The 25785-nt window shown below is 64.4% G+C and carries 28 protein-coding genes; 16 read left to right on the top strand and 12 right to left on the bottom strand.

The annotated features are described in order from the left end of the window. Nucleotides 1-23: 23 nt before the first annotated feature. Complete coding sequence (locus LRX75_RS13660) at nt 24-1088, bottom strand: lysine-2,3-aminomutase-like protein (RefSeq protein ID WP_231815217.1); 1065 nt, start codon at nt 1086-1088, stop codon at nt 24-26. Next, a complete protein-coding gene (epmA, locus tag LRX75_RS13665; RefSeq protein WP_231815220.1) occupies nt 1085-2149 on the bottom strand; it encodes an EF-P lysine aminoacylase EpmA in 1065 nt (354 codons plus the stop codon). Before epmA ends, LRX75_RS13660 begins: the two co-directional genes overlap by 4 nt. Before the next feature lie 211 nt (nt 2150-2360). Here epmA and efp point away from each other — a divergent pair, with 211 nt between their 5' ends. Further along, nucleotides 2361-2930 (top strand): elongation factor P, encoded by a 570-nt coding sequence (efp, locus tag LRX75_RS13670; protein ID WP_231815222.1) that lies wholly within the window; start codon nt 2361-2363, stop codon nt 2928-2930. A 78-nt stretch (nt 2931-3008) separates the two neighbouring features. Here efp and LRX75_RS13675 read toward each other — a convergent pair whose 3' ends face one another. Both LRX75_RS13675 and LRX75_RS13680 read right to left on the bottom strand, forming a co-directional pair. Then, nucleotides 3009-3338, bottom strand: a complete 330-nt coding sequence (locus LRX75_RS13675) for a hypothetical protein (protein WP_113149482.1) — start codon at nt 3336-3338, stop codon at nt 3009-3011. Nucleotides 3339-3381: 43 nt separating this feature from the next. After that, entirely contained in the window at nt 3382-3636 is a 255-nt protein-coding gene (locus LRX75_RS13680; protein WP_062471330.1) for a GlsB/YeaQ/YmgE family stress response membrane protein, read from the bottom strand. A 232-nt stretch (nt 3637-3868) separates the two neighbouring features. Here LRX75_RS13680 and mbfA point away from each other — a divergent pair, with 232 nt between their 5' ends. Then, nucleotides 3869-4852, top strand: coding sequence for an iron exporter MbfA (gene mbfA, locus LRX75_RS13685; protein WP_231815224.1), 984 nt, complete (start codon nt 3869-3871; stop codon nt 4850-4852). A 45-nt stretch (nt 4853-4897) separates the two neighbouring features. On the opposite strand, the gene LRX75_RS13690 is transcribed toward mbfA, so the two are convergent. Further along, entirely contained in the window at nt 4898-5518 is a 621-nt protein-coding gene (locus LRX75_RS13690; RefSeq protein WP_231815226.1) for a transglutaminase-like cysteine peptidase, read from the bottom strand. A 465-nt stretch (nt 5519-5983) separates the two neighbouring features. On the opposite strand from LRX75_RS13690, the gene LRX75_RS13695 reads away from it, so the two are divergent. The 5 genes from LRX75_RS13695 (at nt 5984) to LRX75_RS13715 (ending at nt 11383) form a co-directional block, all read left to right on the top strand. Further along, a complete protein-coding gene (locus LRX75_RS13695) occupies nt 5984-7342 on the top strand; it encodes an extracellular solute-binding protein (RefSeq protein WP_231815227.1) in 1359 nt (452 codons plus the stop codon). An 81-nt stretch (nt 7343-7423) separates the two neighbouring features. Beyond that, nucleotides 7424-8314 carry a carbohydrate ABC transporter permease gene (locus LRX75_RS13700; RefSeq protein ID WP_231815229.1) on the top strand — a complete coding sequence of 297 codons (891 nt, stop codon included), beginning with the start codon at nt 7424-7426 and terminating at the stop codon, nt 8312-8314. A gap of 7 nt (nt 8315-8321) precedes the next feature. Beyond that, a complete protein-coding gene (locus tag LRX75_RS13705; RefSeq protein ID WP_231815231.1) occupies nt 8322-9209 on the top strand; it encodes an ABC transporter permease subunit in 888 nt (295 codons plus the stop codon). 39 nt (nt 9210-9248) lie between these two features. Then, nucleotides 9249-10370, top strand: a complete 1122-nt coding sequence (ugpC, locus tag LRX75_RS13710) for a sn-glycerol-3-phosphate ABC transporter ATP-binding protein UgpC (protein ID WP_231815233.1) — start codon at nt 9249-9251, stop codon at nt 10368-10370. A gap of 74 nt (nt 10371-10444) precedes the next feature. Next, nucleotides 10445-11383 (top strand): sugar phosphate isomerase/epimerase family protein, encoded by a 939-nt coding sequence (locus LRX75_RS13715; RefSeq protein WP_231815235.1) that lies wholly within the window; start codon nt 10445-10447, stop codon nt 11381-11383. 33 nt (nt 11384-11416) lie between these two features. Here LRX75_RS13715 and LRX75_RS13720 read toward each other — a convergent pair whose 3' ends face one another. Beyond that, the gene (locus LRX75_RS13720; RefSeq protein ID WP_231815237.1) at nt 11417-12217 is read right to left on the bottom strand and encodes an alpha/beta hydrolase; all 801 of its coding nucleotides are present in this window, start codon (nt 12215-12217) and stop codon (nt 11417-11419) included. Between the two features lie 234 nt (nt 12218-12451). On the opposite strand from LRX75_RS13720, the gene infC reads away from it, so the two are divergent. Next, nucleotides 12452-12988 (top strand): translation initiation factor IF-3, encoded by a 537-nt coding sequence (gene infC / locus LRX75_RS13725; RefSeq protein WP_092931434.1) that lies wholly within the window; start codon nt 12452-12454, stop codon nt 12986-12988. Nucleotides 12989-13088: 100 nt separating this feature from the next. On the opposite strand, the gene LRX75_RS13730 is transcribed toward infC, so the two are convergent. Together LRX75_RS13730 and LRX75_RS13735 are read right to left on the bottom strand one after the other, a co-directional pair. Next, nucleotides 13089-14606, bottom strand: a complete 1518-nt coding sequence (locus tag LRX75_RS13730) for a glycosyltransferase family 39 protein (protein ID WP_231815239.1) — start codon at nt 14604-14606, stop codon at nt 13089-13091. Nucleotide 14607: 1 nt separating this feature from the next. After that, on the bottom strand, nt 14608-15609 hold the full coding sequence (locus LRX75_RS13735) for a glycosyltransferase family 2 protein (protein WP_231815240.1): 1002 nt from the start codon (nt 15607-15609) through the stop codon (nt 14608-14610). A 144-nt stretch (nt 15610-15753) separates the two neighbouring features. On the opposite strand from LRX75_RS13735, the gene LRX75_RS13740 reads away from it, so the two are divergent. From LRX75_RS13740 to pheT, 8 genes are all read left to right on the top strand, one after another. Then, entirely contained in the window at nt 15754-16677 is a 924-nt protein-coding gene (locus tag LRX75_RS13740) for a lysylphosphatidylglycerol synthase domain-containing protein (RefSeq protein ID WP_231815242.1), read from the top strand. Between the two features lie 146 nt (nt 16678-16823). Next, on the top strand, nt 16824-17027 hold the full coding sequence (rpmI, locus tag LRX75_RS13745; protein WP_029620731.1) for a 50S ribosomal protein L35: 204 nt from the start codon (nt 16824-16826) through the stop codon (nt 17025-17027). A gap of 37 nt (nt 17028-17064) precedes the next feature. Further along, nucleotides 17065-17469 (top strand): 50S ribosomal protein L20, encoded by a 405-nt coding sequence (gene rplT / locus LRX75_RS13750; protein ID WP_062595423.1) that lies wholly within the window; start codon nt 17065-17067, stop codon nt 17467-17469. Between the two features lie 105 nt (nt 17470-17574). After that, nucleotides 17575-18660 (top strand): phenylalanine--tRNA ligase subunit alpha, encoded by a 1086-nt coding sequence (gene pheS / locus LRX75_RS13755; protein ID WP_231815244.1) that lies wholly within the window; start codon nt 17575-17577, stop codon nt 18658-18660. 37 nt (nt 18661-18697) lie between these two features. Then, entirely contained in the window at nt 18698-18988 is a 291-nt protein-coding gene (locus tag LRX75_RS13760; protein ID WP_231815246.1) for a BrnT family toxin, read from the top strand. Further along, nucleotides 18930-19247, top strand: coding sequence for a BrnA antitoxin family protein (locus LRX75_RS13765; protein ID WP_231815247.1), 318 nt, complete (start codon nt 18930-18932; stop codon nt 19245-19247). The genes LRX75_RS13760 and LRX75_RS13765 overlap by 59 nt, the downstream gene beginning before the upstream one ends. Nucleotides 19248-19367: 120 nt before the next feature. Beyond that, complete coding sequence (locus LRX75_RS13770) at nt 19368-19841, top strand: hypothetical protein (protein ID WP_231815249.1); 474 nt, start codon at nt 19368-19370, stop codon at nt 19839-19841. 18 nt (nt 19842-19859) lie between these two features. Then, the gene (gene pheT / locus LRX75_RS13775) at nt 19860-22292 is read left to right on the top strand and encodes a phenylalanine--tRNA ligase subunit beta (RefSeq protein WP_231815251.1); all 2433 of its coding nucleotides are present in this window, start codon (nt 19860-19862) and stop codon (nt 22290-22292) included. 72 nt (nt 22293-22364) lie between these two features. Here pheT and LRX75_RS13780 read toward each other — a convergent pair whose 3' ends face one another. From LRX75_RS13780 to LRX75_RS13795, 4 genes are all read right to left on the bottom strand, one after another. Further along, on the bottom strand, nt 22365-23402 hold the full coding sequence (locus LRX75_RS13780) for a CobW family GTP-binding protein (RefSeq protein WP_231815253.1): 1038 nt from the start codon (nt 23400-23402) through the stop codon (nt 22365-22367). Further along, nucleotides 23399-23695 (bottom strand): hypothetical protein, encoded by a 297-nt coding sequence (locus LRX75_RS13785; protein ID WP_231815256.1) that lies wholly within the window; start codon nt 23693-23695, stop codon nt 23399-23401. The genes LRX75_RS13780 and LRX75_RS13785 overlap by 4 nt, the downstream gene beginning before the upstream one ends. Nucleotide 23696: 1 nt before the next feature. Further along, nucleotides 23697-24596 (bottom strand): polysaccharide deacetylase family protein, encoded by a 900-nt coding sequence (locus tag LRX75_RS13790; protein ID WP_231815258.1) that lies wholly within the window; start codon nt 24594-24596, stop codon nt 23697-23699. A gap of 63 nt (nt 24597-24659) precedes the next feature. Next, nucleotides 24660-25610, bottom strand: a complete 951-nt coding sequence (locus LRX75_RS13795; protein ID WP_231815260.1) for an aldo/keto reductase — start codon at nt 25608-25610, stop codon at nt 24660-24662. Between the last annotated feature and the right edge of the window lie 175 nt (nt 25611-25785).

A 25785-nucleotide genomic window follows, 5' to 3' on the forward strand; every position in this document is an offset into this window, starting at 1 on the left:
CGCAAGGTGCCGGCTTTTCTCGTTCAGCGGGGCGGATAGTCGTGGAGACCGCCGCGGAAATCCTCGACCCTGTGGCCGTCTCCGGACGGCGCAATGCTCGGGGCTGCGATGACCGCCTTGCCATGACCGCCGGGGATGTCCAGCACGTAGGTCGGCTGGCAGAGGCCGGAAATCGTGCCGCGCAGGGCGGCGACCAGCGCCTGCCCCTCTTCCACCGACAGGCGGAAATGCGCCGTTCCCGGCGCCAGATCGGGGTGGTGCAGGTAATAGGGCTTGATGCGCGTCTCCACGAAGGCGCGCATGAGCGCCGACAGCGTTTCGACATCGTCGTTCACGCCCTTCAGCAGCACCGTCTGGCTGATCATGACGATGCCGGCCTCCACCAGCCGGGCGCAGGCGTTGCGCGCCTCCTGCGTCAGCTCGCGCGGATGGTTGGCATGCAGCGCCACATAAACCGTCTTGCCGCTCGCCTTGAGGGCGGCGATCAGCGCCACATCGATCCGCGCGGGATCGACGGCGGGAACGCGGCTGTGCAGACGGACGATCTTCACATGGTCGATGGCAGCGAGCCGCCCCATGATATCGGCGAGCCGGCGGGGCGAGAGCACCAGCGGATCGCCACCGGTCAGAATGACCTCCCAGATCTCTTTATGGTCGGCGATATAGGCGATCGCCGCATCCAGCGCGTCGGCGGCCAGCGTTCCCAGACCGTCCGGGCCGACCATCTCGCGGCGGAAGCAGAAGCGGCAATAGACCGGGCAGACATGCACGGCCTTCAGGAGCACGCGATCCGGATAGCGATGGACGATGCCTTCGACAGGGCTGTGGGCGGCATCGCCGATCGGGTCGGCGCGCTCTTCGGGCCTGTGGTCGAGTTCGGCGATATCGGGCACGAATTGGAGCGCGATCGGATCGCGGGGATCATCGGGATCGATCAGCGCGGCCATGGCCGGCGTGACGGCGACGGCGTAGCGGCGCGCGACCGCCTCGACATCGCCGGCCTCTTCGCCCAGGAGCCCGGCATCGCGCAGTTGAGAGATGCTTTTCAGCACCACACGGCTCCCCGGGCCTGCCCTCGGACCGCTCATCGTCCCGCTTCCGTGCCTGCCACCGGCGCCCAGAGCACCTGCTCGATCCGGGCGGCGTCCGTCGCCAGCATGACGAGACGGTCGAAACCGAGCGCGCTGCCGCTCGCCTCCGGCATGATCGCAAGGGCCGCGAGAAAATCCTCGTCCAGCGGATAGCGCTCGCCATAGATGCGGCTCTTCTCCGCCATCTCCAGCTCGAACCGCCGCCGTTGCTCGCCGGCATCCGTCAGTTCGCCGAAGGCATTGGCGAGCTCGACGCCGCAGGCATAGAGCTCGAACCGCTCCGCCACGCGCCGATCTCCATGCGACGGGCGGGCGAGCGCGGCTTCCGCCACCGGATATTCCATGAGGATCGTCGCCCGGCCGATGCCCAGATGCGGCTCGATCTTTTCGACCAGAACACGGCTGAAGAGATCGGACCAGCTGTCGTCGCCTGCCATGCGGATGCCGGCGCGGACGACGGCTGCGGCCAGGGCGTCCCGGTTGGTCGCGCCATCGCGGTCAAGCGTTGCGAGAAGATCGATGCCCGCATACCGGTCGAAGGCGTCCGCCAGCGTCAGACGCTCGGGCACAAGCGCAGGATCGCAGACACGGCCGCGATGTGCGAGCCTCCGCGTTCCCGCAGCCTCCGTCGCGCGCATCAACATCGCGTGGCAGTCGGCCATCAGCGCCTGATAGGTCTCGCCGGTGCGATACCATTCGAGCATGGTGAACTCGGGATGGTGCAGGGGTCCGCGCTCGCGGTTGCGATAGACCGGTGCGAAGCAGGCGATGCGCCGTTCGCCGGCCGCCAGCAACTTCTTGCAGGCGAATTCCGGCGAGGTGTGGAGGTAGAGCGGCGTGCGCGTGCCGTCATGGTCGATCGCGGCGGTCTCGAAGGCATGGAGATGGGCTTCGTTGCCGGGCGAGACCTGAAGGGCCGCGGTCTCCACCTCGATGAAATCCGCGCGCGCGAGATAGTCGCGCAGCGCCGCCTTGATCCGGTTGCGGGCAAGCAGAAACGGGCGGCGATCGGCGTGGACATGCGGTGTCCACCAGGGGGAGGCTGCGGCTGGCGTCATGGCAGGGTCCATCTGCGGTTCGGGGTCGGGCATCGCTCGCGGGTGCGATCCGCCCTTCATGGATCAGGCATTCCTGTGCCGCTCGCGCGACCCGCACTGGCTATTTGCCCTGATATGCGCTAGGTGCGGCCCAAATCCGGTTTTACCCGCATCGCAGATGGGCAGATTTCAACGCTCTACGATGCATCTTTATCAGTTACAAGGAAGACTTATGGTCAAGGTGATCGCCTCCTCCGTTCGCAAGGGCAATGTGCTCGACGTCGACGGCAAGCTTTACGTCGTTCTCACGGCCGCCAACTTCCACCCCGGCAAGGGCACGCCGGTGACGCAGGTGGACATGCGCCGGATCTCCGACGGCGTGAAGGTTTCCGAGCGCTACCGCACGACCGAGCAGGTCGAGCGCGCCTATGTCGAGGACAGCGACCACACCTTCCTCTATGAAGACGGCGAAGGCTTCCACTTCATGAACCCGGCGAGCTACGACCAGCTCGTGATGACGGCCGAGGATATCGGCGACCAGAAGGTTTTCCTGCAGGACGGCATGACCGTGACGCTGTCGATCCACGAGGGTCTCGCCATCGCGATCCAGCTGCCGCGCCACGTGACGCTCGAAATCGTCGAAACCGAGCCGGTCACCAAGGGCCAGACGGCGTCATCGTCCTACAAGCCCGCCATCCTGTCGAACGGCGTCCGCACGCTCGTTCCCCCGCATATCGTCGCGAACACCCGCGTCGTCATCGCGACCGAAGACAATTCCTATGTCGAGCGCGCGAAGGACTGATCGTCCGGCACACGCACAATAGAAAAAGGGCGCCGAGAGGATCGGCGCCCTTTTTGCATTTTCGATCGACAGCGGACGTCAGTGCTTCAGCTCGGGATAGGCCTCGTCCACGTCCGAGGCGTCGCTTCGCGTATCGTCGTACCCTTCGAGCGTTACCGACAGGGCATCGCTCACATCCAGCCCGCCTTCGCGACGGACGGGAATGCGGTCGCCATTGGCACGCACGAGTGTCGCCTCACCCTTGAAGCCCTGGTTGAGCAGCCAGTCGCGCGGGGCGTTGAGGCGGATGCGCACCTGACGCGAATCGTCTTCTTCCCGGGCGACGACAAGTTCGTACGTCACAGGCGCCGTCTGCCCGTTGATTTCCAGCTTGCCCTGACCGTTGCCTTCGGCAGCGAATGTCAGCATGTTGATCTCCTAGAAACGTTCGCGCTCGGATGCTGCAGACCGCTTAGCGGCGCACCATGCGCCCGATGGCGATGAGGATGCAGGCACCGATGAAGCCGGTGATGAGGTAAGCGATCCAGCCTGCGCCCAGCGATACGCCGATGGCGGCGAGGATCGCGTTGAGGACGACGGCACCGATGATGCCGAGGATGATGTTCATGAACACGCCCATATTGGACTTCATGAACTGTTCTGCGAGCCAGCCTGCAAAGCCGCCGATGATGATAGCTGCGAGCCAGCCTACGCCGTTAACGTCCATTGTCATTCTCCGTGGGTTCAATGATTCCGAATTGCCGAAGTGAACGTGGAGCGTGTGGTTTTGTTCCCGCGCCGTCGTGCGGGTTCGGCGTCGTTTCCGCGCAATGACGAAACGCCGCGCCATCCCGCAGCTGCGCACCGACGCCAGGCTTCCGGGATCGGCCGCGCGCATTCGGCCTTGATCTTGCGGCCAAAAGGTCTAGTTTAGAATTATTCTAAATTCAGGACCGACCATGCTGACGAGCTTCTTTTCCCGTTCCCGCCGCGCCTTCGACAGTTTGGGCGAGCAGGAAATTCTCGCGCTTGCGATCTCGTCGGAAGAAGACGACGCGCGGATCTATCTCGCCTATGCCGATCACGTGCGCGCTGCCTATCCCGCCTCCGCCAAGGTGTTCGAGGACATGGCGGCGGTCGAGCATACGCACCGCAACATGCTGATCGACATGCATCGCCGCCGGTTCGGCGAGCGGATCCCGCTGATCCGCCGCGAGCATGTCAGCGGCTTCATCCGCCAGAAGCCGGATTGGCTACAGCGCAACCTGACGCTCGACCGGATGCGCCACGAAGCCGAAGCCATGGAACGGCAGGCGCAGAACTTCTATCAGGAGGCGGCCAAACGCACCGGGGATGCGGAGACGCGAAAGCTGCTCGGCGATCTCGCGCTGGCCGAGGAAGGTCACGAGGACATCGCCCGGATGCTCGGCGCACGGCACGCGCCGGACGACGTCAAGGCCTCCGAAGACGACACGGCGCGGCGGCAGTTCGTGCTGACCTATGTCCAGCCGGGGCTCGCGGGCCTGATGGACGGGTCGGTCTCGACGCTGGCGCCGATCTTCGCCGCCGCCTTTGCCACGCAGGATACCTGGCAGACCTTTCTCGTCGGCCTGTCGGCCTCCGTCGGCGCCGGCATTTCCATGGGCTTTACGGAGGCGGCGCATGACGACGGCAAGATTTCCGGGCGCGGGTCGCCGCTGAAGCGCGGCCTTGCCTGCGGCATCATGACCGCCGTCGGCGGCCTCGGCCACGCTTTGCCCTATCTCATCCCGGATTTCTGGACCGCAACCACGCTCGCCGTCGCCGTCGTCTTCATCGAACTCTGGGCCATCGCCTTCATCCAGAACCGCTTTATGGAAACGCCGTTTCTGCGCGCAGCCTTTCAGGTGGTGCTGGGCGGCGGGCTGGTGCTGGGGGCGGGCATTCTGATCGGCAACAGTTGAGACGTTCTCAGGCGCGTCTGGGTACGTCCCGGCGGTCGCCGGGCGTTACCGCCCGACCGAACCCACGACGATTTCGGCACCGTTCTCGATGGTGACCCAGCGGCCGGTGTTGAACGAGGCCTGGCGCTTGAGGAAGCGGTAGGGCGTCTTGGTCCAGAGCTTCACGTCGTCGTCGAGATTGTCGAGGATGAAGTCGCCCTGGGCGGTGCGCACGGTCAGGACCGCATGGCCTTCGCCGTCGGGCTTGCGCACGACGGTGATCAGCACGTCCGCCGGCGAGAAGCCCTTTTCCATGAGCCGCTTGCGCTTGAGAAGAACGTAGTCCTCGCAGTCGCCGGCGGTTTCCGGATAGGCCCAGACCTCGTCCCGGCCGTAGAGCTCGAGATCGGTCATCGGCGTGATCTCGTGGTTGGTGTCGGCATTGACGGAACGGATGACGGACCAGCCATAGGCGGTGACGCGGGGTGCGGGCGTGGAGCGTGTGCGGATGTCGCATTCGGCGGCATGCGTCTTGCAGAATTCGTAATGGCCGATGGGCTGGGACGTGATGGCGCCCGTCTGCATGGACAGTGCGGTTGCCGAGAGCGCCGGTACGGCGGCACCTGCCGATACGAGAAGGCTCGCGAACGCGACGACCATTCCCTTGAGCCCCGTCATCTGTGCCATGCACATCCCCTATGGCGCAGGGATGCCTTCGCCGCACAGCATGCGACGTCCGGTCCCCGCTCGAAAAGTGACAACAACGCCGGTTTCGCGTCTTGAAGGCTGCGCGCACCGCTCTAATCGTTAACAGAAAGTTAACAGCCTCCTTCCCCCTGCGTCAATCTGAAGATTTGGCGATCGATCCATATGGTTAAAATGGGAGACATTTCGGCATCACCTCCTCTATGTCTCTGAAAAAATTCATCTTTTCGAGATGACTGTCGCCGTGTCGCAAAGGTTAACGCCGTGCCTGCGCCGTCCTTTGGCCATTTGCCGGCTTTGCGGGCGCCGCACGGCGTCCTTCCCACAGTCATGATTCCGTAAACAAACCGACGCCTGACTGTCATGCCCGGCTGCTAGCAGCGGCGAGGATTTATCCGTGGCCTCGAGCCCGGATAGGCCTTCCCGTCCCTGCAAGAGGCACAAGCGATGAAACTCTCCGTTCTGACATCCGTCCTGGCGGGCCTTCTGGCCGCCACCACCCTCACCGCCACGACCTTCACGGCCACCCCGGCCCATGCGGAAAAGACCAAGTTCGAATTCTGGTACGGCCTGTCGGGCGATCTGGGCGAGCGCGTGCAGGAAGCCTGCTCGAAGTTCAACCAGTCGCAGGGCGACTTCGAAATCGTCTGCACCTCGCAGAACGGCTACGACACCACGCTGCAGAACACGATCGCGGCCTACCGCGCCAAGAAGCAGCCGGCCATCACCCAGATCTACGATGCCGGCACGCTGGACCTGATGCTGTCCAAAGCCTTCATTCCGGCCAAGACGCTGATGGCCGACAATGGCTACACGATCGACTGGAACAACTATTTCGGCGGCATCGCCAATTATTACGCGACGGCGGCCGGCGAGCTGAACTCCTTCCCGTTCAACTCCTCCACGGCGATGTTCTACTATAATGCCGACGCCTTCGCCAAAGCCGGCATCGACTTCAAGCCGGACACCTGGGAGCAGGTCGAAGAGGCCGCGCGCAAGCTGAAGGCTGCCGGCTACGAATGCCCGATGGGCATGAGCTTCGACACCTGGGCGACGATGGAGCAGTTCTCCGCCATCCACAACCAGCCGATCGCCACGCAGGCCAACGGCTACAAGGGCCTCGATGCCGAAGTCGTCTTCAACAAGACCAAGTTCGTCGACCAGGTGACGTTCCTGAAGAAGATGGCCGACGAGAAGCTGGTGGTGATCAAGACCAAGCAGCTCGGCATGGACGTCGTTCCCGCCTTCACCTCGCAGACCTGCCAGATGATCCAGACCTCGATCGCCGACCACGGCACGATCGGCAAGACCCTGCCGGAAGGCGTGAAGTGGGAGGTCGCCATGCTTCCGGTCTGGAAGGGCACCGAGCGGCAGAACTCGCTCGTCGGCGGCGCCTCGCTCTGGGTCATGGCCGGCCTTCCCGATGCCCAGTACAAGGGCGCGGCCGCCTTCCTCAACTATCTCGGCACGCCGGAGATGGCGCAGTGGTGGTCGACGGTCACCGGCTACATCCCCGTCACCAAGACCGGCTTCGATGCCATGAAGGCCAACGGCTTCTACGACAAGGCGCCCTACAAGGGTCGTGAACTGGCGATCGCCAGCCTCACCTACACGCCGACCTCGGAGAACACCCGCGGCATCCGCCTCGGTGGCTTCACGCAGATCCGCAAGGAAGTCGGCACCGCGCTCGAGGCGATCTTCATGCAGAACGCCGACGTGCAGACCGAACTCGACAAGGCCGCCGAACGCAGCAATGCCGTCCTGCGCCGCTTCGAGAAGACCTATGCCGGCCAGACGCTGAACTAAGCGATCCCGCCGCCATCCTCGGGCCTGCCGCGACCTGCGGCAGGCTCTCCTGCCGTCTGCTTACTTTCGGGTTCCCACATCATGGACAAACGCGCCGTCTTTCGAAGCTGGTGGCTTCCGACCGCCTTCGCCCTGCCGCAGCTCGCGCTGATCGCGCTGTTCTTCTACTGGCCGGCCGTCGCCGTCGTCCGCTGGGCCTTCACGCTGGAGCCGCCCTTCGGCGGAGCGGCCGAATTCGTCGGCCTTGCCAACTTCCGCGACGTGTTCGCCGATCCGCTCTACTGGAACTCGGTCGTCGTAAGCCTCATCTTCGCGCTGGCCGGCACGCTCAGCACCATCTTCATCGGCCTCGTGCTGGCGCTGGCCGTGGACCGGCAGCTGCCGGGCTCGGGCGCCGTGCGCTTTCTCTACATCCTGCCCTACGCCATTGCCGGTCCGGCCGCGGGCATGGCCTTCCGCTTCATCCTGTCGCCCGAACGCGGGCTGATGGCCTCGGTGAATTCTGCCTTTCCAGATTTCTGGAATCCGGCGAAATACGGCAGCCACGCGCTGATCCTCGTTATCGTCGTCTTTGCCTGGAAATGGGCCGGCTACACCTTCATCTTCCTGCTGGCCGGGCTGCAATCCGTGCCGAAATCGCTGACCGAAGCGGCCGCGATGGATGGCTCCGGGCCGATCCGGCGGGCGATCGACATCCAGATCCCGATGCTGGCGCCTACCCTGTTCTTCCTGCTCGTGACCATGATGACCGAAGGCTTCGTCGGTGCCGACACCTACGGCATCGTCGCCCGCACGACGGATGGCGGTCCCAATCACGGCACCGAGGTCATGGTCTACCGCATCGTCGAGGAAGCTTTCCGCGGCCTCAACTATTCCGGCGCCTCCGCCCAGAGCATCGTCCTCATCGGTCTCATCATGATCTTCACCTTCATCCAGTTCCGCTTCATCGAGCGGCGCGTTCATTACAAGTGAGACGGCCGTGATCCAGCGCACCCCTTACGCCGACGCCTTCACCTACGCGCTGATGGCGCTCGGCTTTCTCCTCCTCATCGGCCCCTTTGCGGTGATCGTCGCCGGCGCCAGCCAGACGGTGCAGCAGGTGAACGCCGTGCCGTTCAACTTCCTGCCGCAGAACCAGCTTCTGGCCAATATGGCGGAGGCCTGGCAGCGGGCCAATCTCGGCACGGCCATGCTGAACAGCTTCATCATGGCGAGCCTCGTCACCTTCGGAAAGGTCGCGCTCTCGGCCATGACGGCCTTTTCGATCGTGTTCTTCCGCACGCGCTTCAAGCATGTCTTCTTCTGGATCGTGTTCATCACGCTGATGCTGCCGCTCGAAGTGCGCGTGGTGCCGACCTATGCGGTGGCCGCCGATCTGTTCGAGCCGATCCGCCTGCTGATCGCCTGGGTCACCGGCATCACCGTCTCGATCGAATGGAACCTGCTGAATTCCTATGCCGGGCTGACGCTGCCGCTGGTGGCGACGGCCACCGGCACCTTCCTCTACCGCCAGTTCTACCTGACGCTGCCGGACGAGCTGGCCGAGGCTGCCCGCATGGACGGGTCGGGGCCGATCCGCTTCTTCTTCGACGTCGTCCTGCCCCTGTCGCGCACGACGATGCTGGCGCTGACGACCATCATGTTCGTCTATGGCTGGAACCAGTATCTCTGGCCGCTCCTGATGGTCACCGATCCCACCTACAAGACCACCATGATGTCGCTCGTCGCGCTGCTGCCTTCCGAAAACGGCACGCCGGACTGGAACGTCACGCTGGCCGGCTCCCTCATCATCATGCTGCCGCCGCTCCTCGTCGTCGCCGTCCTCCAGCGCTGGTTCGTGCGCGGCCTCGTCTCCAGCGAAAAATGACCTCCGGCGCTGAACAGCATTCACAGAAAGGCTTCACCCATGGCTGACATCACCATCCGGGCCGTCCGCAAATCCTACGGCAAGACCGCGACCCTGCACGGCATCGACCTTGCCTTCGCCTCCGGCGAATTCGTCGTCATCCTCGGCCCCTCCGGCTGCGGCAAGTCCACGCTGCTGCGCATGATCGCGGGGCTCGAGGACATCACCGGCGGCGAGATCGAGATCAACGGCCGCGTCGTCAACAAGCTCGAACCGCGCGAGCGCGGCTGCGCCATGGTGTTCCAGAACTATGCGCTCTATCCGCACATGACGGTCGCCGACAATATCGGCTATGCCCTGAAGGTGGCGGGCGTTCCCAAGGCCGAGCGCCGCACCCGCATCGTCGAGACCGCCAGGATCGTCGGGCTCGGCGACTATCTGGAGCGCCGGCCGGCAGCACTTTCGGGCGGCCAGCGCCAGCGCGTCGCCATGGCCCGCGCCATCATCCGCGAACCCGGCGTCTTCCTGTTCGACGAGCCCCTGTCGAATCTCGACGCCACCCTGCGCGTCACCATGCGGGCAGAAATCCGCAAGCTGCACCAGCGGCTGTCGGCCACCTCCGTCTTCGTCACGCACGACCAGGTGGAGGCGATGACGCTCGCCGACAAGCTGGTCGTGATGAACAAGGGGCATGTGGAGCAGGTCGGCCAGCCGCTCGACATCTATCACCGCCCGGCGAGCACCTTCGTCGCCTCGTTCATCGGCGCGCCGCCGATGAACCTGATCGATGCGCGCATCGACGCATCCGCGCCCGTCGCCCGCCACGAGCATCTGGCGATCCCGGTGCCTGCCGCCATGGCTGCCGCCCTTGCCGGGCGCGACGTCACGCTCGGCATCCGCCCGGAGGAATGCCGCGTGCTGCCGGTCGGCGAAGGCCTGCCGGCCCGGGTCGATTTCGTCGAGGAGCTCGGCTCGGGGCGGATCGTCCATGTGGCCTTCGGCAGCCGCACCTTTGCAGCCGCCATCCCGCTTGATATCCGTGTGGTGCCCGGCGATCTGATCGGCCTTGCCCTGCCGACCGCCCAGCTGCACGTCTTCGACCGGGAAACCGGGCGTCGCCTCGACGTGACGCATTCGGCGGGGCGGCAGGAGCCCGTCCGCCAGGCTGCGGAAACCGTTTGACCGAACCGTATCCTCGCGGCGTACCGCGCCGCGATGACAGACCGATTTCAACAGACGATGAGGACGATTCATCCATGAGCGACATCATTTCCGCCGTTGGCTTCTGCAACCGCACCGGCAGGGGCGACCTGTCCGAGCTCGACGCCTCTCTGCGCGAGATCGCCGAGACCGGCGCCAATGCCTGCGAGATCGGCATCTATGGCGAGGAGATCATCGCCGGCGGCCGGATCATCGAGGACCGCACGCAGCGGGTCATCGATATCGTCCGGCCCTACGGCTTCCAGAAACTCTCCCTGCACGGGCAGATCGTCTCCAACTTCATGGACCGCCAGCACCTGCACCTGCAGAAGAAGGTGGTTCGCGCCATGCTCGAGCTCTGCGACCGGCTCGGCGCCGGCATTCTCGTGCATCATTCGGGTGCCGCCCTGCTCGGACCGGACGAAAACGGCGCGGATCTCGACCGCATGGAGCGCGATGCACTGGCCGAGATGGGCGAGATCGCCCGCGGCTACGGCGTACGCATCGTGCTGGAAAACATCTTCACCACCGAAAGCGGGCAGTACCGCCAGACGCCGCGCCAGGTGGCCGAGACGGTGCAGGCGATCGGCTCCGACCATGTCGTGGCGCTGATCGACTTCTCGCATGCCTATATCGAATCGACCTTCAAGGGGCTCGATTTCCGCGACGAGCTGCGCGCCATGGCGCCGGTCACCGGCCATCTGCACGTCCATGACAGCTTCGGCCTGCCCTCCACCAAGAAGACCTTCTACCACCCGGCGGAGGCGACGGCGCTCGGCATCGGCGACCTGCACCTGCCGATCGGCTGGGGCGACATCGCCTGGGAGGAGATCTTCTCCGAGCTGACCTTCCTGCCCGATACGACGCTGATCATGGAAATCGACTCGGGCCGCTTCCTCGACCAGCAGCCAGCCTGCCTGCAAAAGGCCCGCACGCTGGCAACCCTCGTCAACCAGCGCGCAGCGGCCACGGCACGCGAAGCCCTGCGCGCCTGAGACAGCGCGGCACCTGAAAAGGTCGCGGCGGGATCAGCCCGCCGTCAGGCCGTCGATCGCCGCGAGGATCCGCTCGATATCCTCGGGGCGGGACAGGCGGTGATCGCCGTCGCCGATCAGCGTCATGACGACGTCGTCGGCCGGCAGGTGTTCCATCAGCTTCAGGGCATGGGCAAAGGGCACATCCGGGTCCGCCATGCCCTGGAGGATGTGGATCGGGCATCCCGTCTCAATCATGCCGGAGAGGACCACGTTCGCCCGCCCGTCCTCGATGAGGGCCGAGGTGAAGACGTTGGCGTCGGGGCCGTAGGGCGTCGGCTCCTCGAAATAGCCGCGCTCGGCAAGCGAGGTCCGCTCCGTGTCCGTCAGGTTCGGCTCGATGAGATCGACTGTGAAATCCGGCGCCGGCGCGATCAGCACGAGCCCCTGGAGCCGCTCGCCTTCGCCGCGGGCCCGCAGGGTCTGCACAGTGCGCAGCGCGATCCAGGCGCCCATGGACGAGCCGATGAGGATCATCGGGCCGCGGACGACGTGGTCGATCACGGCAAGGCTCTCCTCCAGCCAGCGCGAGATCGTGCCGTCGCGGAAGGCGCCGCCGGACGCGCCATGGCCGGAATAGTCCAGCCGCAGGCAGGCACAGCCCGTCTCGCGCGCATGCCGCTCGATCTCCACCGCCTTCGTGCCGCTCATGTCGGAGCGGTAGCCACCAAGCCAGACGAGGGTCGGCTTCGTCTCGTCGGTGCCAGCTTGGAGGATGTAGGCGATGCGCCGTGCGGCGGCCTCCGTTCCGACAGTCAGGGTCTCCGGCTGGACAAGCTGGGGGGTGAGCGACATATCCGTTCCTTCCAAGACGACGTCTTCAGGCCAAAGCGGCACATTCGGGCAAAGAGGTGACCGAAATTGTTCTAAAACAGATTTTGCGGGCGCATGACAGGTGGTGATTTTCTTTCCGGCCTGTGGTAAAGACGTCGCCTCAAACGATCAAGGCAATCCCGCGGCCAGCGCCGCCTTCGGATCCTGCCTCGTCGAACATCAAAACGTCGTCAACAACTCGAGGAGAGTACGACCATTCGCAGACCTTTCAAAAATGATGCCCCGGTCAAGGACGGCCCCCGTTCCAACAAGGAGATCCGCGTTCCCCGGATCCAGCTGATTGATGCCGAGGGCGGCAACCAGGGCATCGTGCCGACCGACCAGGCACTCCGCATGGCAGAGGAAGCCGGCCTCGATCTCGTCGAGATCTCGCCGAACGCCGAACCGCCGGTGTGCAAGATCCTCGATCTTGGCAAGATGAAGTACGCGACCCAGAAGAAAGCCGCCGAAGCCCGCAAGAAGCAGAAGATCATCGAGATCAAGGAGATCAAGATGCGTCCGAACATCGACACCCACGACTACGAGGTGAAGATGCGCGCGATGAACCGCTTCTTCGAGGAAGGCGACAAGGTCAAGGTGACGCTGAAGTTCCGCGGCCGTGAAATGGCGCACCAGGAACTCGGCATGAAGCTTCTGCTTCAGGTCAAGGAAGACACGACCACCATCGCCAAGGTGGAAGCCGAGCCCAAGCTCGAAGGCCGCCAGATGATGATGGTGCTCGCCCCGAGATAACGCCGGGCGAGACGCGCTGCCGGGAACGCCCGGCCAGCATCCAAAAGCCGTCCGCGACATCGTCCCGGACGGCTTTTTCATGGCGTTTTCGCGTGAGCCCTCACGGCGTCGGCGGATACACCCACGCATAGCGAACATGATAGAGATCCCCCGGCCGGCCGTAGTGATAGGGCAGCGCGATGTCCTGCGCCTCGACCGGCCGGGAGGTGCCGCCGGCGGCGGCGCGGACATAGGCGTCCTGCCAGTCCCGCAGCAGCGGCGCCAGCGGCGCATCCGCGTGCCCCTCGTCGCGCCACACCATCAACAGGGGATGCCCGGCATCGAAGGCGACCTGCGGCTGGAAGGCCTCGTAGCCCGGTATCATCACCGGTATGCCCGGCGCGTTGAGGCGGAGATTGCCGGCCATCTGCAGGTCGGCGGTCGCGATCAGCGTCGGGGGGTGACGACCGGTCGCCAGGATCGCCTCGATCGCGGGCTGGTAGGGCACGTTGATCTTCTTGTAGTCGCCGGTCAGCCGGGCCGCGGGCACGCGCACGAAAAGCACAAGGGGAACGGCGACCATGAGAAGGATGGCGATCCGGCCGAAGTGCTTCGGCGCAGCGCCGAGCGGCTGGTCCAGAAGATCGATCTTCAGCGCGAGATAGACCGGCAGCAGGAAGAAGAACGGCGTCAGCCACCGATCCTTGATGTGGGAGGCCCCGCCGACCAGAACGAGCAGCACGAGCGCTGCGACGAGGACGAGCAACATCCGGCCGATCAGCCGCGACCAGGCGCTTTCCGCGCGCCATGCGGCCGGCAGCAGCCGGGCGAAGATGCCGGCGAACACGCCGATCGTCACCACCGAAAAGGCAATCAGGGCCTGCGCGAGCGAGATCAGACCGTCCGCGATCTGGTCCAGCCGGCCGTCATCGCCGTCCTGCGTCAGCTTGCCGAGCGTCCGGTCCGTCGCCGTCCGAAAGTGCTCGAGGAACCACACGCCGTGCGGCATCACGATCGCGGCCGCGACAACGGCCGTCAGCACCAGCCGCACATCGAAAAGCCGCCGCCGGAAGACGGGATCGAGCAGGACGGCGACGAGAGCCGCGACGGGAAGCAGAACGAAATTGTACTTAGCGATGGTGCCGAGCCCGATCGCAAGCCCCGTCAGCGCATAATGGCCGGCCGTCGGCTGCTGCAGGGTCGCCACCAGCGCATAGACGAAGAGACAGGCGGCAAAGAGCACGGCCACGGTGTGCGTGAGGTCGCGCTGCGCCTCGAAGACGACCTGCGGCACGGTGAGGAGCCCGAGCACCGCGATGACAATGAGAACGGGATTGCGGATGATCCGGGCCGCCGTCATGCCCACCAGCCCGTAGCAGGCAAACAGCATCGCATTCTTGAGCAGCGACAGCGCCAGCACGGTATCGCCCAGAAGCTGGACGACGCCATATTGCAGCCAGTTGTAGAAGGGTGGCTGGCTGTCGTAACCGACGGCCAGCCACTGCGCGAGGAACAGTTGCTGCCCCTCGTCGAGTTCCAGCGAGGCCGGCAGGGCGAGCCTGAGCGCGATGTTGACGAGGAAATAGAGGGCGAGAAGTCCTGCGAGCCACCCGCGACGCCGCGACAATGCTTCGATCACGTCAGGCGTCCCGGCCGTGGACGCGGCGCACGATATAGTTGGTTTCCCCGATCTGCATGCGCGCCAGCATCTCCGCCACGATGCCGGTGGTGATCATCTGCACCGATGCGATGAAGAGCATCACGGCGATGATGAACATCGGCCGCGTGCCGATGTCCTGCCCGAGCACGAACTTCGTCCAGGCGAGATGGATGAACATCAGGCTGCAGACCGCCCCGAAGACGAGGCCGATGGAGCCGAAGAACTGGGCCGGGCGCTGGCGAAAGCGCATGAAGAACAGCACCGACAGAAGATCGAGAAAGACGCGGAAGGTGCGCGAGATCCCGTATTTGGATTCGCCGAACTGGCGGGGATAGTGATTCACCACCATCTCGCCGATGCGCGATGTCGGCACCACGGTCGCGATCCAGGCGGGGATGAAGCGATGCATGCCGCCGAGAATGCGGATCTGCCGGAGAATGTCGGTGCGGTAGAGTTTCAGGCCGCAGCCGTAATCGTGAATGTGCACGCCGGTGATCTTGCGGATCAGCCGGTTTGCGAACCAGGACGGGATCAGCCGCAGAACGAGCCCGTCCTGCCGCGCCTTGCGCCAGCCGCAGAGAAGATCGAGGCCGCGCTCTTCCAGCACCGCGACCATGCGCGGGATATCGTAGGGGTCGTTCTGAAGATCGCCATCGAGCGTAACCAGCAGGCGACCGCGCGCCGCGTCGATGCCCGCCTGCAGGCCCGCCGCCTTGCCGAAATTGCGCTGGAACTCGACGATCCGCAGATCGAGCCCGGGCCGGGCGAATTCCCGGCGCAGCTGCGCCAGCGTCCCGTCCGTCGAGCCGTCATCGACGATGATCACCTCGAAGGGCCTGCCAAAACCCTGCATCGCATCGCAGATCTTTTCGAAAAGCGGCGAAATGCTCTCCTCTTCGTTGCAGACCGGAATGAGGATCGAAAGCGCGACCTCGCCTGCGATCTCGTCCGCAGTCTCTGTTTCTGGCGTGGGTTCCCGCACGTGGCGCTCCGGATCTATCTGGTTTTTCCCGCGCTTCCGTTATAGCAGGCGGCCGCGGGGAGCAATCCGCAGCGCAGGGCGGCATGCCGTCGCAGGGACGGCCGGGGAGACGAGAGCGTGCAAACGTCGAGAAAACACAACCGTATGCTGCTGCTTACCCTCGGCGTCGTCGGTCTCTATGCCCTCTTCCTGCAGTGGTTCCTGGGATGGGGCGAGATCCTCTCGCGATGGCGGGCCGTGGGGCCGGGGACGGGCACGATGGCGCTGGCGCTGCTGGTGGTCACCTACATCATCCGCACCCATCGCATGCAGGACTATTTTCGCCACGAGACGAAAGGCCGCTTTCTCGCGCTCTTCCGGGTGACGCAGATCCACAATCTCCTCAACATCATGATGCCGCTGCGCACCGGCGAGACGAGCTTTCCCCTGTTGATGCGCTCGGAATTCGGTGTGCCGCTGGCGCGCGGCGCCTCGGCCCTCTTCGTCCTGCGCCTGCTCGATCTCCATGCCCTTCTCGCCGCCGGCGGCGTGGGACTGGTCGCGACGGCCGCGCGGCCTGCGGTTGCGGGATGGCTATGGGCGCTCTTTCTCGTGCTGCCCCTTCTCCTGTTTCCCTTGCGCAAAAGTGTCGTCAGGCTTGCGAAACGGCATCTTCCAGCAAAACTGACACGGGTGACCGACGAGATCGATGCCGGCATTCCCGCCGATCTCGGTGCTTTCGGCCGCGCCTGGTTCCTCACCGTCGTCAACTGGGGCATCAAGGTGGCAGTGCTCGCCTGGGTTCTCGCGCTGATGGGCGTCGGGCCGCTCTCGGCAAGCGTCGGAGGTGCACTGGGCGGCGAGATCTCCTCGGTCTTGCCCCTCCACGCACCCGCAGGGGTGGGAACCTATCCGGCCGGCATTGCGGCCGGTGCCACAGCACTCGGCGCATCGCGCGCGCCGGATGCGCTGGAGACGCTCGCCGGCGCCAGCGTCAACACGCATCTGCTGATCGTCGTCTCCGCCCTCGTCGGCACCGGGCTCTCGCTCATCCTGCCGTTTCTGGCGGGCGGACGTCCTCGCTCATGAGAATCCCGCGGTCGGACTGTTGCTCTTTCCCCGTCCTGCGGTTATAAGCCGCCGTCCGAACGGTCCGGCAGGGCATGCCGTGGCCGTTCTTTTACGCTCGAGGCGACCTCGTCAGTCACCTCACATAATCAGAATGGAGTAGCAAAATGCCCAAGATGAAGACGAAGTCCTCTGCCAAGAAGCGGTTCAAGATCACCGCGACCGGCAAGGTCGTAGCAGCTGCCGCCGGCAAGCGCCACGGCATGATCAAGCGGTCCAACAAGTTCATTCGCGACGCCCGCGGCACGATGGTTCTGGCCGAGCCCGATGGCAAGAAGGTCATCAAGAACTACCTGCCCAACGGTCTCTGAGACGTCTGGCACTATTGGATTTTAAGGAGATCATACCATGGCACGTGTAAAGCGCGGCGTAGCCGCTCACGCAAAGCATAAAAAAGTCCTCAAGGCAGCCAAGGGTTTCTACGGCCGCCGCAAGAACACGATCCGTGCAGCCAAGGCTGCCGTCGATCGTTCCAAGCAGTTCGCCTACCGCGACCGCAAGGTCAACAAGCGCAATTTCCGCGCGCTCTGGATCCAGCGTATCAACGCTGCCGTCCGCGAGCATGGCCTGACCTATGGCCGCTTCATCGACGGCCTGAACAAGGCCGGCATCGAAGTCGATCGCAAGGTTCTGTCGGACATGGCCATCCATGAAGCCGCTGCCTTCGGCGCGCTCATCGAAGCCTCCAAGAACGCCCTGTCCTACCTCAAGGACGCCGGCACGAAGAACGAGTTTGAAAGCGCGGTCAAGTAAGCCAGCGCTTCCCTGACGACAGACGACTTTGGGAAACCCGCGCTGGCAGGCTAGCGCGGGTTTTTTCCGTTTTTGAACACGCCCCATCGACAAGGCAGACGACGAATGAGCGACCTCGACACTTTGCAAACCACTCTTCTCGGCGAGATCGCCTCCGCCGACAGCGAGGCCGCGATCGAGGCGGTGCGCCTTTCCGCGCTCGGCAAGAAGGGGTCGGTTTCCGAGCTGCTGAAAACGCTGGGCACGATGACGCCGGAGGAGCGCCAGACGCGCGGCGCGGCCATCAACGCGCTGAAAGGCGTGGTCGGCGAGGCGATCGCAACCCGCAAGGCGGATCTCAAGGACGCGGCGATTGCCGAGCGCCTGGCCCGCGAGACCGTCGATGTGACCCTGCCGGTGCGCGCATCGCCCGCCGAGCGCGGCCGGATCCATCCGATCAGCCAGATCACCGACGAGATCACCGCGATCTTCGCCGATATGGGCTTCTCGATCGCCGAAGGTCCGGACATCGAAACGGACTACTACAATTTCACCGCGCTGAATTTCCCGGAAGGCCATCCCGCCCGCGAAATGCACGACACGTTCTTCTTCCCCCCGGACGAGAACGGTGCGCGCAAGGTGCTGCGCACGCACACCTCGCCCGTGCAGGTGCGCACCATGGAAGGCCAGAAGCCTCCGATCCGGATCATCATTCCCGGCAAGACCTACCGGCAGGATTCCGACGCGACCCATTCGCCGATGTTCCACCAGGTCGAGGGCCTCGTGGTCGACACGAAGGCGAACGTCGCCAATCTGCGCTGGGTGCTGGAGGAATTCTGCAAGGCCTTCTTCGAGGTCGACAGCGTCACCATGCGCTTCCGCCCCTCCTTCTTCCCCTTCACCGAGCCGAGCTTCGAAGTCGATATCCAGTGCGACCGCTCGTCGGGCCCGATCGTCAAGTTCGGCGAGGGCACCGACTGGATGGAGATCCTCGGCTGCGGCATGGTGCATCCGAACGTGCTGCGCGCCGGCGGTCTCGATCCCGACGTCTACCAGGGTTTCGCCTGGGGCATGGGCCTCGACCGCATCGCCATGCTGAAATACGGCATGCCGGATCTGCGCAACTTCTTCGACGCCGACGTCCGCTGGATGTCGCATTACGGCTTCCGCCCGCTCGACATGCCGACGCTGTTCGGGGGCCTGAGCGGCTGATTTATTTGTGGCCACAAATTGAGATCTGTGGTAGAATATGGACTTGGAGTGGGACGAGGACAAGCGACAGAAGAACCTGCGGGAGCGGGGAATCGATTTTGCGTCAGCGGCCGAGATGGATCCCTCATCGGCCGTGACTGTCATCGACAGCCGCTCCGATTACGGTGAGCCGCGCTTCCTCGTCTTCGGGTTCATTCAGGCGCGCCTTCATGTTCTCTGCTGGACGCCGAGAGACGGCAGGATGCGGGTCATATCTTTAAGGAAAGCCAATGAGCGTGAACAGAAAGCCTATCTCGACGCTTCCGGATCACCTTCCCCCTCTCACTGACGAGGACGGCGAGGTTCGCGAGATCACAGCCGAAGACCTGAAGCATTTCCACCCCGTGACGGATGCCTTGCCTGATATCCTCGAGGCCCTGGAACGATCCCGCGGCCAGCGGGGACCGCAGAAGGAGCCGGTCAAGGAGCGCGTCGGCCTGCGGCTCGATCACGCCGTGGTCGAGCATTTTCGCCGGACCGGACCGGGCTGGCAGAGCCGGATCAATGCCGTGCTGGCGGCGCATGTGAAGGCAACGAAGAATTCTTGATATCCGGGCCGGGACCGGCCGCGAAGGAAACGGCTTCCGCCCGCTCGACATGACGACGCTGTTCGGGGGCTGAGCGAGTACAGTGAGATTTCCGATCAAACGACGTGAAGAGGAGCACCGATGACAGATTTGATCAATAAACCTGAGTGGCTAGCGCTCCTTGGCATTTTTCTATCAGCGATCGTCGGCGCCATAGCATATCTTTTCCAAAAGAGAGCCGATTTAAAGAATCATCTCCAAGAGATTCGTCGAAGGGAGTACGCGAATTACTTCGGATCTCTAGCTAATAAGCTCCATTATCAAACGATTTCGGCTAATAATGAGACTGAAAAACTTGAATACAACAAGAAACATATCGATGCTTTAGGTGAAATGCGGAGGTCGTACTTTGTCATTTCGGTTATCTCGTCTGATGCAGTCTGCAGAAACCTATTTGAGCTTCAAACCTGCATCTCAGCGGAAGAGAGCGGCAGAAAGGAAAATCAAGTCGGGATCGCGCTAGCCCATTTGCTAAAAGCTATTAGAAATGAAGGTTATGGAAAATCTCGGCTGAGCATCGAAGAAATATCGTACGCGCTTGCAACAAAAATTTGACCTACGAGTAGAAACATCATGAAATTCACACTCTCCTGGCTCAAGGACCACCTTGATACCGACGCCTCGCTCGACGAGATCTGCACGCGCCTGACGGCAATCGGGCTCGAGGTCGAGGATATCGACGACAAGGCGGCGTTCAAACCCTTCGTCATCGCCAAGGTCCTGTCCGCCGAAAAGCATCCGCAGGCCGACAAGCTGAAGGTGCTGATGGTGGATACCGGTGCCGGGCAGCCGGTGCAGGTCGTCTGCGGTGCGCCGAATGCGCGCGCGGGCCTCATCGGGGCGTTTGCCGCGCCGGGCGCCTATGTGCCGGGGATCGATGTGACGCTGTCCGTCGGCACCATCCGCGGCGTGGAAAGCCGCGGCATGATGTGCTCGGAGCGCGAGCTGCAGATGTCCGACAGCCATGACGGCATCATCGACCTGCCGGCGGATGCGCCGGTCGGCACGAGCTTTGCCGCCTATGCCGGGCTCGACGACCCGATCATCGAGATCAACCTGACGCCGAACCGGCCGGATTGCACCAGCATTCACGGCATTGCCCGCGATCTCGCAGCCTCCGGCCTCGGCACGCTGAAGACGCAGCCGGCGCCCGCGTTCTCGACCGAGGGCGAGACGCCGGTCGAGGTCCGTCTTGACCTCGGCACCGACACGCATCTCTGCCCCGGCTTCGCGCTGCGCCTCGTGCGCGGCGTGAGGAACGGCCCGAGCCCCGCCTGGATGCAGAAGCGGCTGCTCGCCATCGGCCTGCGCCCCATCAACGCGCTGGTCGATATCACCAACTACATGACCTTCGACCGGGGGCGGCCGATGCACGTCTTCGATGCCGCCAAGGTGAAGGGCGATCTCACCGTGCGCCGCGCCGTCGAGGGGGAAACCATTCTCGCGCTCGACCAGCGGACCTACACGCTGACGCCGAACACGGTCGTCATCGCCGACGAGAACGGTCTGGAATCGATCGGCGGCGTCATGGGCGGCGAGCATTCCGGCTGCGACGAGACCACCACCGACGTGCTGATCGAATCGGCCCTCTGGGACCCGATGAACATCGCCCGTACCGGCCGCAGCCTGGGGATCATCACCGATGCGCGCTACCGTTTCGAGCGGGGCGTCGATCCGGCCTATATGGTGCCGGGGCTCGACCGCACGACGGAGCTCGTGCTGGAGCTGTGCGGCGGCACGCCGGCCGCGGCGCGTATCGTGGACGGGCCGAAAACGACGCCGAAAACCGTCGATTTCCCGGTGTCCGAGGTCAAGCGCCTGACGGGGCTGGAGGTCGGCGCCGCGGAGAGCGTCGCCATTCTGCGCGGCCTCGGCTTTGCTGTCGAGAACGGCGCGGACGACGGGCGCTTCACCGTGACGGTTCCCTCCTGGCGTCCCGATGTGGATGGCAAGGCCGATCTGGTCGAGGAGGTCATGCGCATCCACGGGGTCGATCATATCCGACCGGTCCCGCTTGAGCGCGACGTCTCCGTCAACACCCGCATCCTCACGACGCTGCAGATCCGCACGCGGTTGGCCAAGCGCGCACTTGCCGCCCGCGGCATGCTGGAGGCCGTCACCTGGTCCTTCATCCCGAAGGCGCAGGCGACCCTTTTCGGCGGCGGCGCTCCGGCGCTGGCCCTGTCGAACCCGATTGCGGCCGATATGTCGGACATGCGGCCCTCGCTGCTGCCCGGCCTGCTGACCGCCGCCCAGCGCAATGCCGACAAGGGCTATGGCGACGTCGCGATCTTCGAGGTCTCCGGCACCTATGAGAACGACCGGCCCGAGGGCCAGCGGCGCGTTGCGGGCGGCATCCGTCGTGGCACGGCGAGCCTTTCCGGTGCCGGCCGCGCCTGGTCGAATGCAAGCCGCGGCAGCGGCAAGCCGGTGGATGTCTACGACGCCAAGGCCGATGCGCTGGCGGTGCTGGAAGCCTGCGGCGTGCCCATGGCCAATGTGCAGATCGAAGCGGGCGCCCCCGGCTGGTTCCATCCGGGCCGCTCCGGCACCATCAAATACGGTCCGAAGATCACGCTCGGCCACTTCGGCGAGTTTCATCCGAAGACGCTGGAGGCTCTCGACGTCTCAGGGGCGCTTGCCGGATTCGAAGTGTTCGTGGATGCCCTGCCCGAGCCGAAGAAGAAGGCAACCCGCACCAAGCCCGCGCTCGAGCTCTCACCGTTCCAGGCCGTGAAGCGCGACTTCGCCTTCGTGGTGGATCGCGCGGTCGAGGCTGCCGCCATCGTCAAGGCAGCCTCGGGTGCCGACCGCAAGCTGGTCGCAGGCGTCACCGTCTTCGACGTCTTCGAAGGTGCCGCGCTCGGCGAGGCCAAGAAGTCGGTCGCCGTCGAAGTCGTCATCCAGCCGGCCGACCGGACGCTGACAGACGAGGATTTCGAGGCCCTGACCGCGAAGATCGTCGCCAACGTCACCAAGACCACCGGCGGCGTGCTGCGCGGATAGGCACAGCGTCAGAGCGCTGACGTCACCACCTCAAGCCCTCGGCGAACCCGGTTCGCCGAGGGCTTTTTCCTGTCACAGGCTTGCCGGAATAGCGGTGCGGACCTCGGCTTGCGTACCCATGAAGGCGGCAAAGGAGCGCTGGAGATCGCCCAGATCGCCATCGGTGATGAGCACCAGCAGGCTCGCCGTCTCGCACGGCCATGCGTCGAGGTGAAAGGGCGGATGGATCAGGTGCTGGACGCCGTGCACCACGACGGGCGATGCGGCCCCTTCCACATCGAGAATCCCCTTCAGCCGCAGGATGCGCGTGCCGTGGCGATGGACCAGCAGCGACAGCCAGAGCGAGAAGCGGGCCCAGGCAATGGGGCGATCCATCGTCAGCGACACAGCGCGGATCTCGCCGTGCCGGTTGCGGTCCGCGCCCCCGTGGTAATGGTCGCCATGCCGGGCGGAGGCCACCCATCGCCGCGCTTCCGCCGGGCGGGAGGCGAGGTCGTGAATATCCTGCGTCAGCAGAGCGGCGACAGTGCCGCTGTCGTCACCCGATGTCACGACGGCGGCAGGGTTGATCGCCTCAACGGCGATGCGCAGCGCATGGCACGCCTCGGCAGTTGCGAGATCGGTCTTGGTGAGGACGATGCGGTCGGCGAGCGCCACCTGACGGGCCGCCTCCTCGAAGGTCTCAAGATTGTGCAGGCCGTTCGGCACGTCGATCACCGTGACGACATTGCCGATGGCGAAATGATATTTGAGCATCATGTCGGCGGCGAGCGTCGCGATGATCGGCGCGGGATCGGCAAGCCCCGTCGTTTCGATGACGAGACGGCGGAAGGGCGGAATGTCGCCGCGGGCGCGGCGCTCGAACAGCGCGAGCACGGCATCCTTCAGATCGCCGCGAACGGTACAGCAGACGCAACCGCTCTTCAGCAGCACGATATCGCCGTCGACAGACTGCACCAGGAGATGATCGAGGCCGATATCGCCGAACTCGTTGATGATCACGGCGGTGTCGGCGAGATCAGGCCCCGACAGCAGCCGGTTGAGGAGCGTCGTCTTGCCGGCGCCGAGAAAGCCGGTCAGCACGTTGGCGGTGATCAGCTCCCGCGTCATCCCGCCGCTTCCAGCCGCGCCATCAGGCCGAGATCGAGCGGATCGAAGCGGCCGCCAAGGCTGTCGGCCGCCGGCCACAACGCGCCGAGATGATCGACCACGATGCTTTTGCCCGTCGGTCCGCGCAATACGAAACGATCGGCCCAGACCGACAGCTTCAGACCGCGGGCGGCGAGCACGCGGTTGGCGGCCGCCGCCTGCCGCATGCGCTCCGCAGCCGGCATGACGCGCGCCACGTCACCGCCCTGGCTCCAGTGGTCGGCATTGCTGAAGGCACCGCAGAGGCCGCACATGTCAGGGCTTCGGCCGCTCCGCATCGGCGCGCGGGTAGCGCGTGGCGAAATCCTGTGCGATCTCCTCCATCGTCACGAATTTCACGCCTTCATAGCCTTTGAGCGTTTCGAACAGGCGTTCGTGCATCTTCAGCACATGCGGCCGGCCGGAAACGTCGGGGTGGATGGTGATCGGGAAAACGGCATAGTCGTAATTCTCGTAGACCCATTCGAACTGGTCGAGCCATTGCTGTTCCAGATCGCGCGGGCTGACGAAGCCGTGGCTGTTGGGCGCGGCCTTGATGAACATCATCGGCGGGAGATCATCGAGGTTCCAGGAGGCGGGGATCTCGATCAGATCCGTCTCCGGTCCCGCGACATAGGGCTTCATCCAGGTCGAGGGATGCTGCGAATAATCGATCTTCGTCCATTCGTCGCCAACGGTGACGTAATAGGGGAAGTGGTCGTTGTGCATCAGGGAGTGGTCGTAGAGAATGCCCTTTTCCTTCAGAAGCGCATTGGTCTTGGAGCCGAACTCCCACCAGGGCGCGACATAGCCGCGCGGCGGCCGGCCGGAGAGCTGCGTGATCAGATCGACGCATTTGTCGAAGATCGCCTCTTCCTGCTCCGGCGTCATGGCGATCGGGTTTTCGTGGCTGTAACCGTGCATGCCGATCTCGTGACCGGCGTCCGCCACCGCCTTCATCTCGTCCCAGAAGGTCTCGATGGAGTGGCCGGGAATGAACCAGGTGGTCTTGATGCCCCATGTCTCGAACATCTTCAGCAGGCGGACGCTGCCGACCTTGCCGGCAAAGACGCCGCGCGAGATGTCGCAGGGGCTGTCCTCGCCGCCATAGGAGCCGAGCCAGCCGGCAACCGCATCCACATCGATGCCGTAGGAAACGAAGATCTCTTTCGCCATGGCGTTTTCCTTATCCGAAGCGCGTCGAAAGCGTCAGCTTAGACGGACGCGACCGCGCGTCAACTATTCGCTGGCTTCGTTGAGCCGCTGGCAATCCTCGTCCGAGAGATCGATATCGGCGGATCTCGTCAGGCTCTGCAGCTGTTCGAGGCTCGTGGCACTGGCGATCGGCGCGGTGACGCCGCGGCGGGCCATGATCCAGGCCAGCGCGATCTCGGCCTGCGTCGCGTGCTTCTCCGCCGCGATGTCGTCGAGCGCACCGAGAATGCGCATGCCGCGGCCATCGAGATATTTCTCCACCCCCTTGCCACGCGCCTTGCCCTCGAGATCCTTGTGCGAGCGGTACTTGCCCGACAGGAAGCCGGAGGCGAGGCTGTAATAGGTGATGACGCCGATCTCCTCGGCGATGCACAGATTGCGCAGCGCGCCGTCGAAGCTCGCGCGGTCGTAGAGATTGTATTCCGGCTGGAGCACGTCGTAGCGCGGCAGGCCGTGTTCCGCGGCAACGTCGAGCGACTGGCGCAGCTGCCCCGCATCGAGATTGGAGGCGCCGACGGCGCGGATCTTGCCCTGCTTGACGAGGGCGTCATAGGCGCCCAGCGTTTCCTCGTAAGGCGTCTCGGCATCCGGCCAGTGCGAGAGGTAGAGATCGATATGGTCGGTGTTCAGCCGCAGCAGCGAATCGTCCACGGCCTTGCGGATCCACGTTTCCGAAAGCCCCTTCTTCCCTTCGCCCATGTCGGAGCCGACCTTGGTGATGATGACGATCTCGTCGCGCGGACGCTTCGTCTGGCGCAGCCATTTGCCGATGATCGTCTCGGACTCGCCGCCCTGGTTGCCGGGCGCCCAGGCGGAATAGACGTCGGCCGTGTCGATGGCGTTGAAGCCGGCATCGAAGAAGGCGTCGAGCAGGCGGAAGGACGTGGTCTCGTCCGCGGTCCAGCCGAAGACATTGCCCCCGAACACCAGCGGCGCGATGGAAAGACCTGTACGGCCCAGATGTCTCTTTTCCATGAAAACTCTCCGGTTTGGTCTCGGATCGAACGGTTCAGGCCGCAGCCCAGCCTTCGACATAGGGGCGCCCGACACCGCCTGACAGGGTGCGCTTGGCAAAAGGTGCGGCCGGCATCGCAAAAGCCGCACCAGAAACATGGGGGAAGCGCGGCCATCCGCGGACCACGACACAGAC

This window comes from Rhizobium quercicola (assembly GCF_021168455.1).
GTDB lineage: Bacteria > Pseudomonadota > Alphaproteobacteria > Rhizobiales > Rhizobiaceae > Ferranicluibacter > Ferranicluibacter quercicola.

Excerpts from the sequence above, each read along its gene's own strand:
- LRX75_RS13660 (WP_231815217.1), bottom strand. The coding sequence starts at position 1,088 with ATGAGCGGTCCGAGGGCAGGCCCGGGGAGCCGTGTGGTGCTGAAAAGC.
- epmA (WP_231815220.1), bottom strand. The coding sequence starts at position 2,149 with ATGACGCCAGCCGCAGCCTCCCCCTGGTGGACACCGCATGTCCACGCC.
- efp (WP_231815222.1), top strand. The coding sequence starts at position 2,361 with ATGGTCAAGGTGATCGCCTCCTCCGTTCGCAAGGGCAATGTGCTCGAC.
- LRX75_RS13675 (WP_113149482.1), bottom strand. The coding sequence starts at position 3,338 with ATGCTGACATTCGCTGCCGAAGGCAACGGTCAGGGCAAGCTGGAAATC.
- LRX75_RS13680 (WP_062471330.1), bottom strand. The coding sequence starts at position 3,636 with ATGGACGTTAACGGCGTAGGCTGGCTCGCAGCTATCATCATCGGCGGC.
- mbfA (WP_231815224.1), top strand. The coding sequence starts at position 3,869 with ATGCTGACGAGCTTCTTTTCCCGTTCCCGCCGCGCCTTCGACAGTTTG.
- LRX75_RS13690 (WP_231815226.1), bottom strand. The coding sequence starts at position 5,518 with ATGGCACAGATGACGGGGCTCAAGGGAATGGTCGTCGCGTTCGCGAGC.
- LRX75_RS13695 (WP_231815227.1), top strand. The coding sequence starts at position 5,984 with ATGAAACTCTCCGTTCTGACATCCGTCCTGGCGGGCCTTCTGGCCGCC.
- LRX75_RS13700 (WP_231815229.1), top strand. The coding sequence starts at position 7,424 with ATGGACAAACGCGCCGTCTTTCGAAGCTGGTGGCTTCCGACCGCCTTC.
- ugpC (WP_231815233.1), top strand. The coding sequence starts at position 9,249 with ATGGCTGACATCACCATCCGGGCCGTCCGCAAATCCTACGGCAAGACC.
- LRX75_RS13715 (WP_231815235.1), top strand. The coding sequence starts at position 10,445 with ATGAGCGACATCATTTCCGCCGTTGGCTTCTGCAACCGCACCGGCAGG.
- LRX75_RS13720 (WP_231815237.1), bottom strand. The coding sequence starts at position 12,217 with ATGTCGCTCACCCCCCAGCTTGTCCAGCCGGAGACCCTGACTGTCGGA.
- LRX75_RS13740 (WP_231815242.1), top strand. The coding sequence starts at position 15,754 with ATGCTGCTGCTTACCCTCGGCGTCGTCGGTCTCTATGCCCTCTTCCTG.
- rpmI (WP_029620731.1), top strand. The coding sequence starts at position 16,824 with ATGCCCAAGATGAAGACGAAGTCCTCTGCCAAGAAGCGGTTCAAGATC.
- rplT (WP_062595423.1), top strand. The coding sequence starts at position 17,065 with ATGGCACGTGTAAAGCGCGGCGTAGCCGCTCACGCAAAGCATAAAAAA.
- pheS (WP_231815244.1), top strand. The coding sequence starts at position 17,575 with ATGAGCGACCTCGACACTTTGCAAACCACTCTTCTCGGCGAGATCGCC.
- LRX75_RS13760 (WP_231815246.1), top strand. The coding sequence starts at position 18,698 with ATGGACTTGGAGTGGGACGAGGACAAGCGACAGAAGAACCTGCGGGAG.
- LRX75_RS13765 (WP_231815247.1), top strand. The coding sequence starts at position 18,930 with ATGAGCGTGAACAGAAAGCCTATCTCGACGCTTCCGGATCACCTTCCC.
- LRX75_RS13770 (WP_231815249.1), top strand. The coding sequence starts at position 19,368 with ATGACAGATTTGATCAATAAACCTGAGTGGCTAGCGCTCCTTGGCATT.
- pheT (WP_231815251.1), top strand. The coding sequence starts at position 19,860 with ATGAAATTCACACTCTCCTGGCTCAAGGACCACCTTGATACCGACGCC.
- LRX75_RS13780 (WP_231815253.1), bottom strand. The coding sequence starts at position 23,402 with ATGACGCGGGAGCTGATCACCGCCAACGTGCTGACCGGCTTTCTCGGC.
- LRX75_RS13785 (WP_231815256.1), bottom strand. The coding sequence starts at position 23,695 with ATGTGCGGCCTCTGCGGTGCCTTCAGCAATGCCGACCACTGGAGCCAG.
- LRX75_RS13790 (WP_231815258.1), bottom strand. The coding sequence starts at position 24,596 with ATGGCGAAAGAGATCTTCGTTTCCTACGGCATCGATGTGGATGCGGTT.
- LRX75_RS13795 (WP_231815260.1), bottom strand. The coding sequence starts at position 25,610 with ATGGAAAAGAGACATCTGGGCCGTACAGGTCTTTCCATCGCGCCGCTG.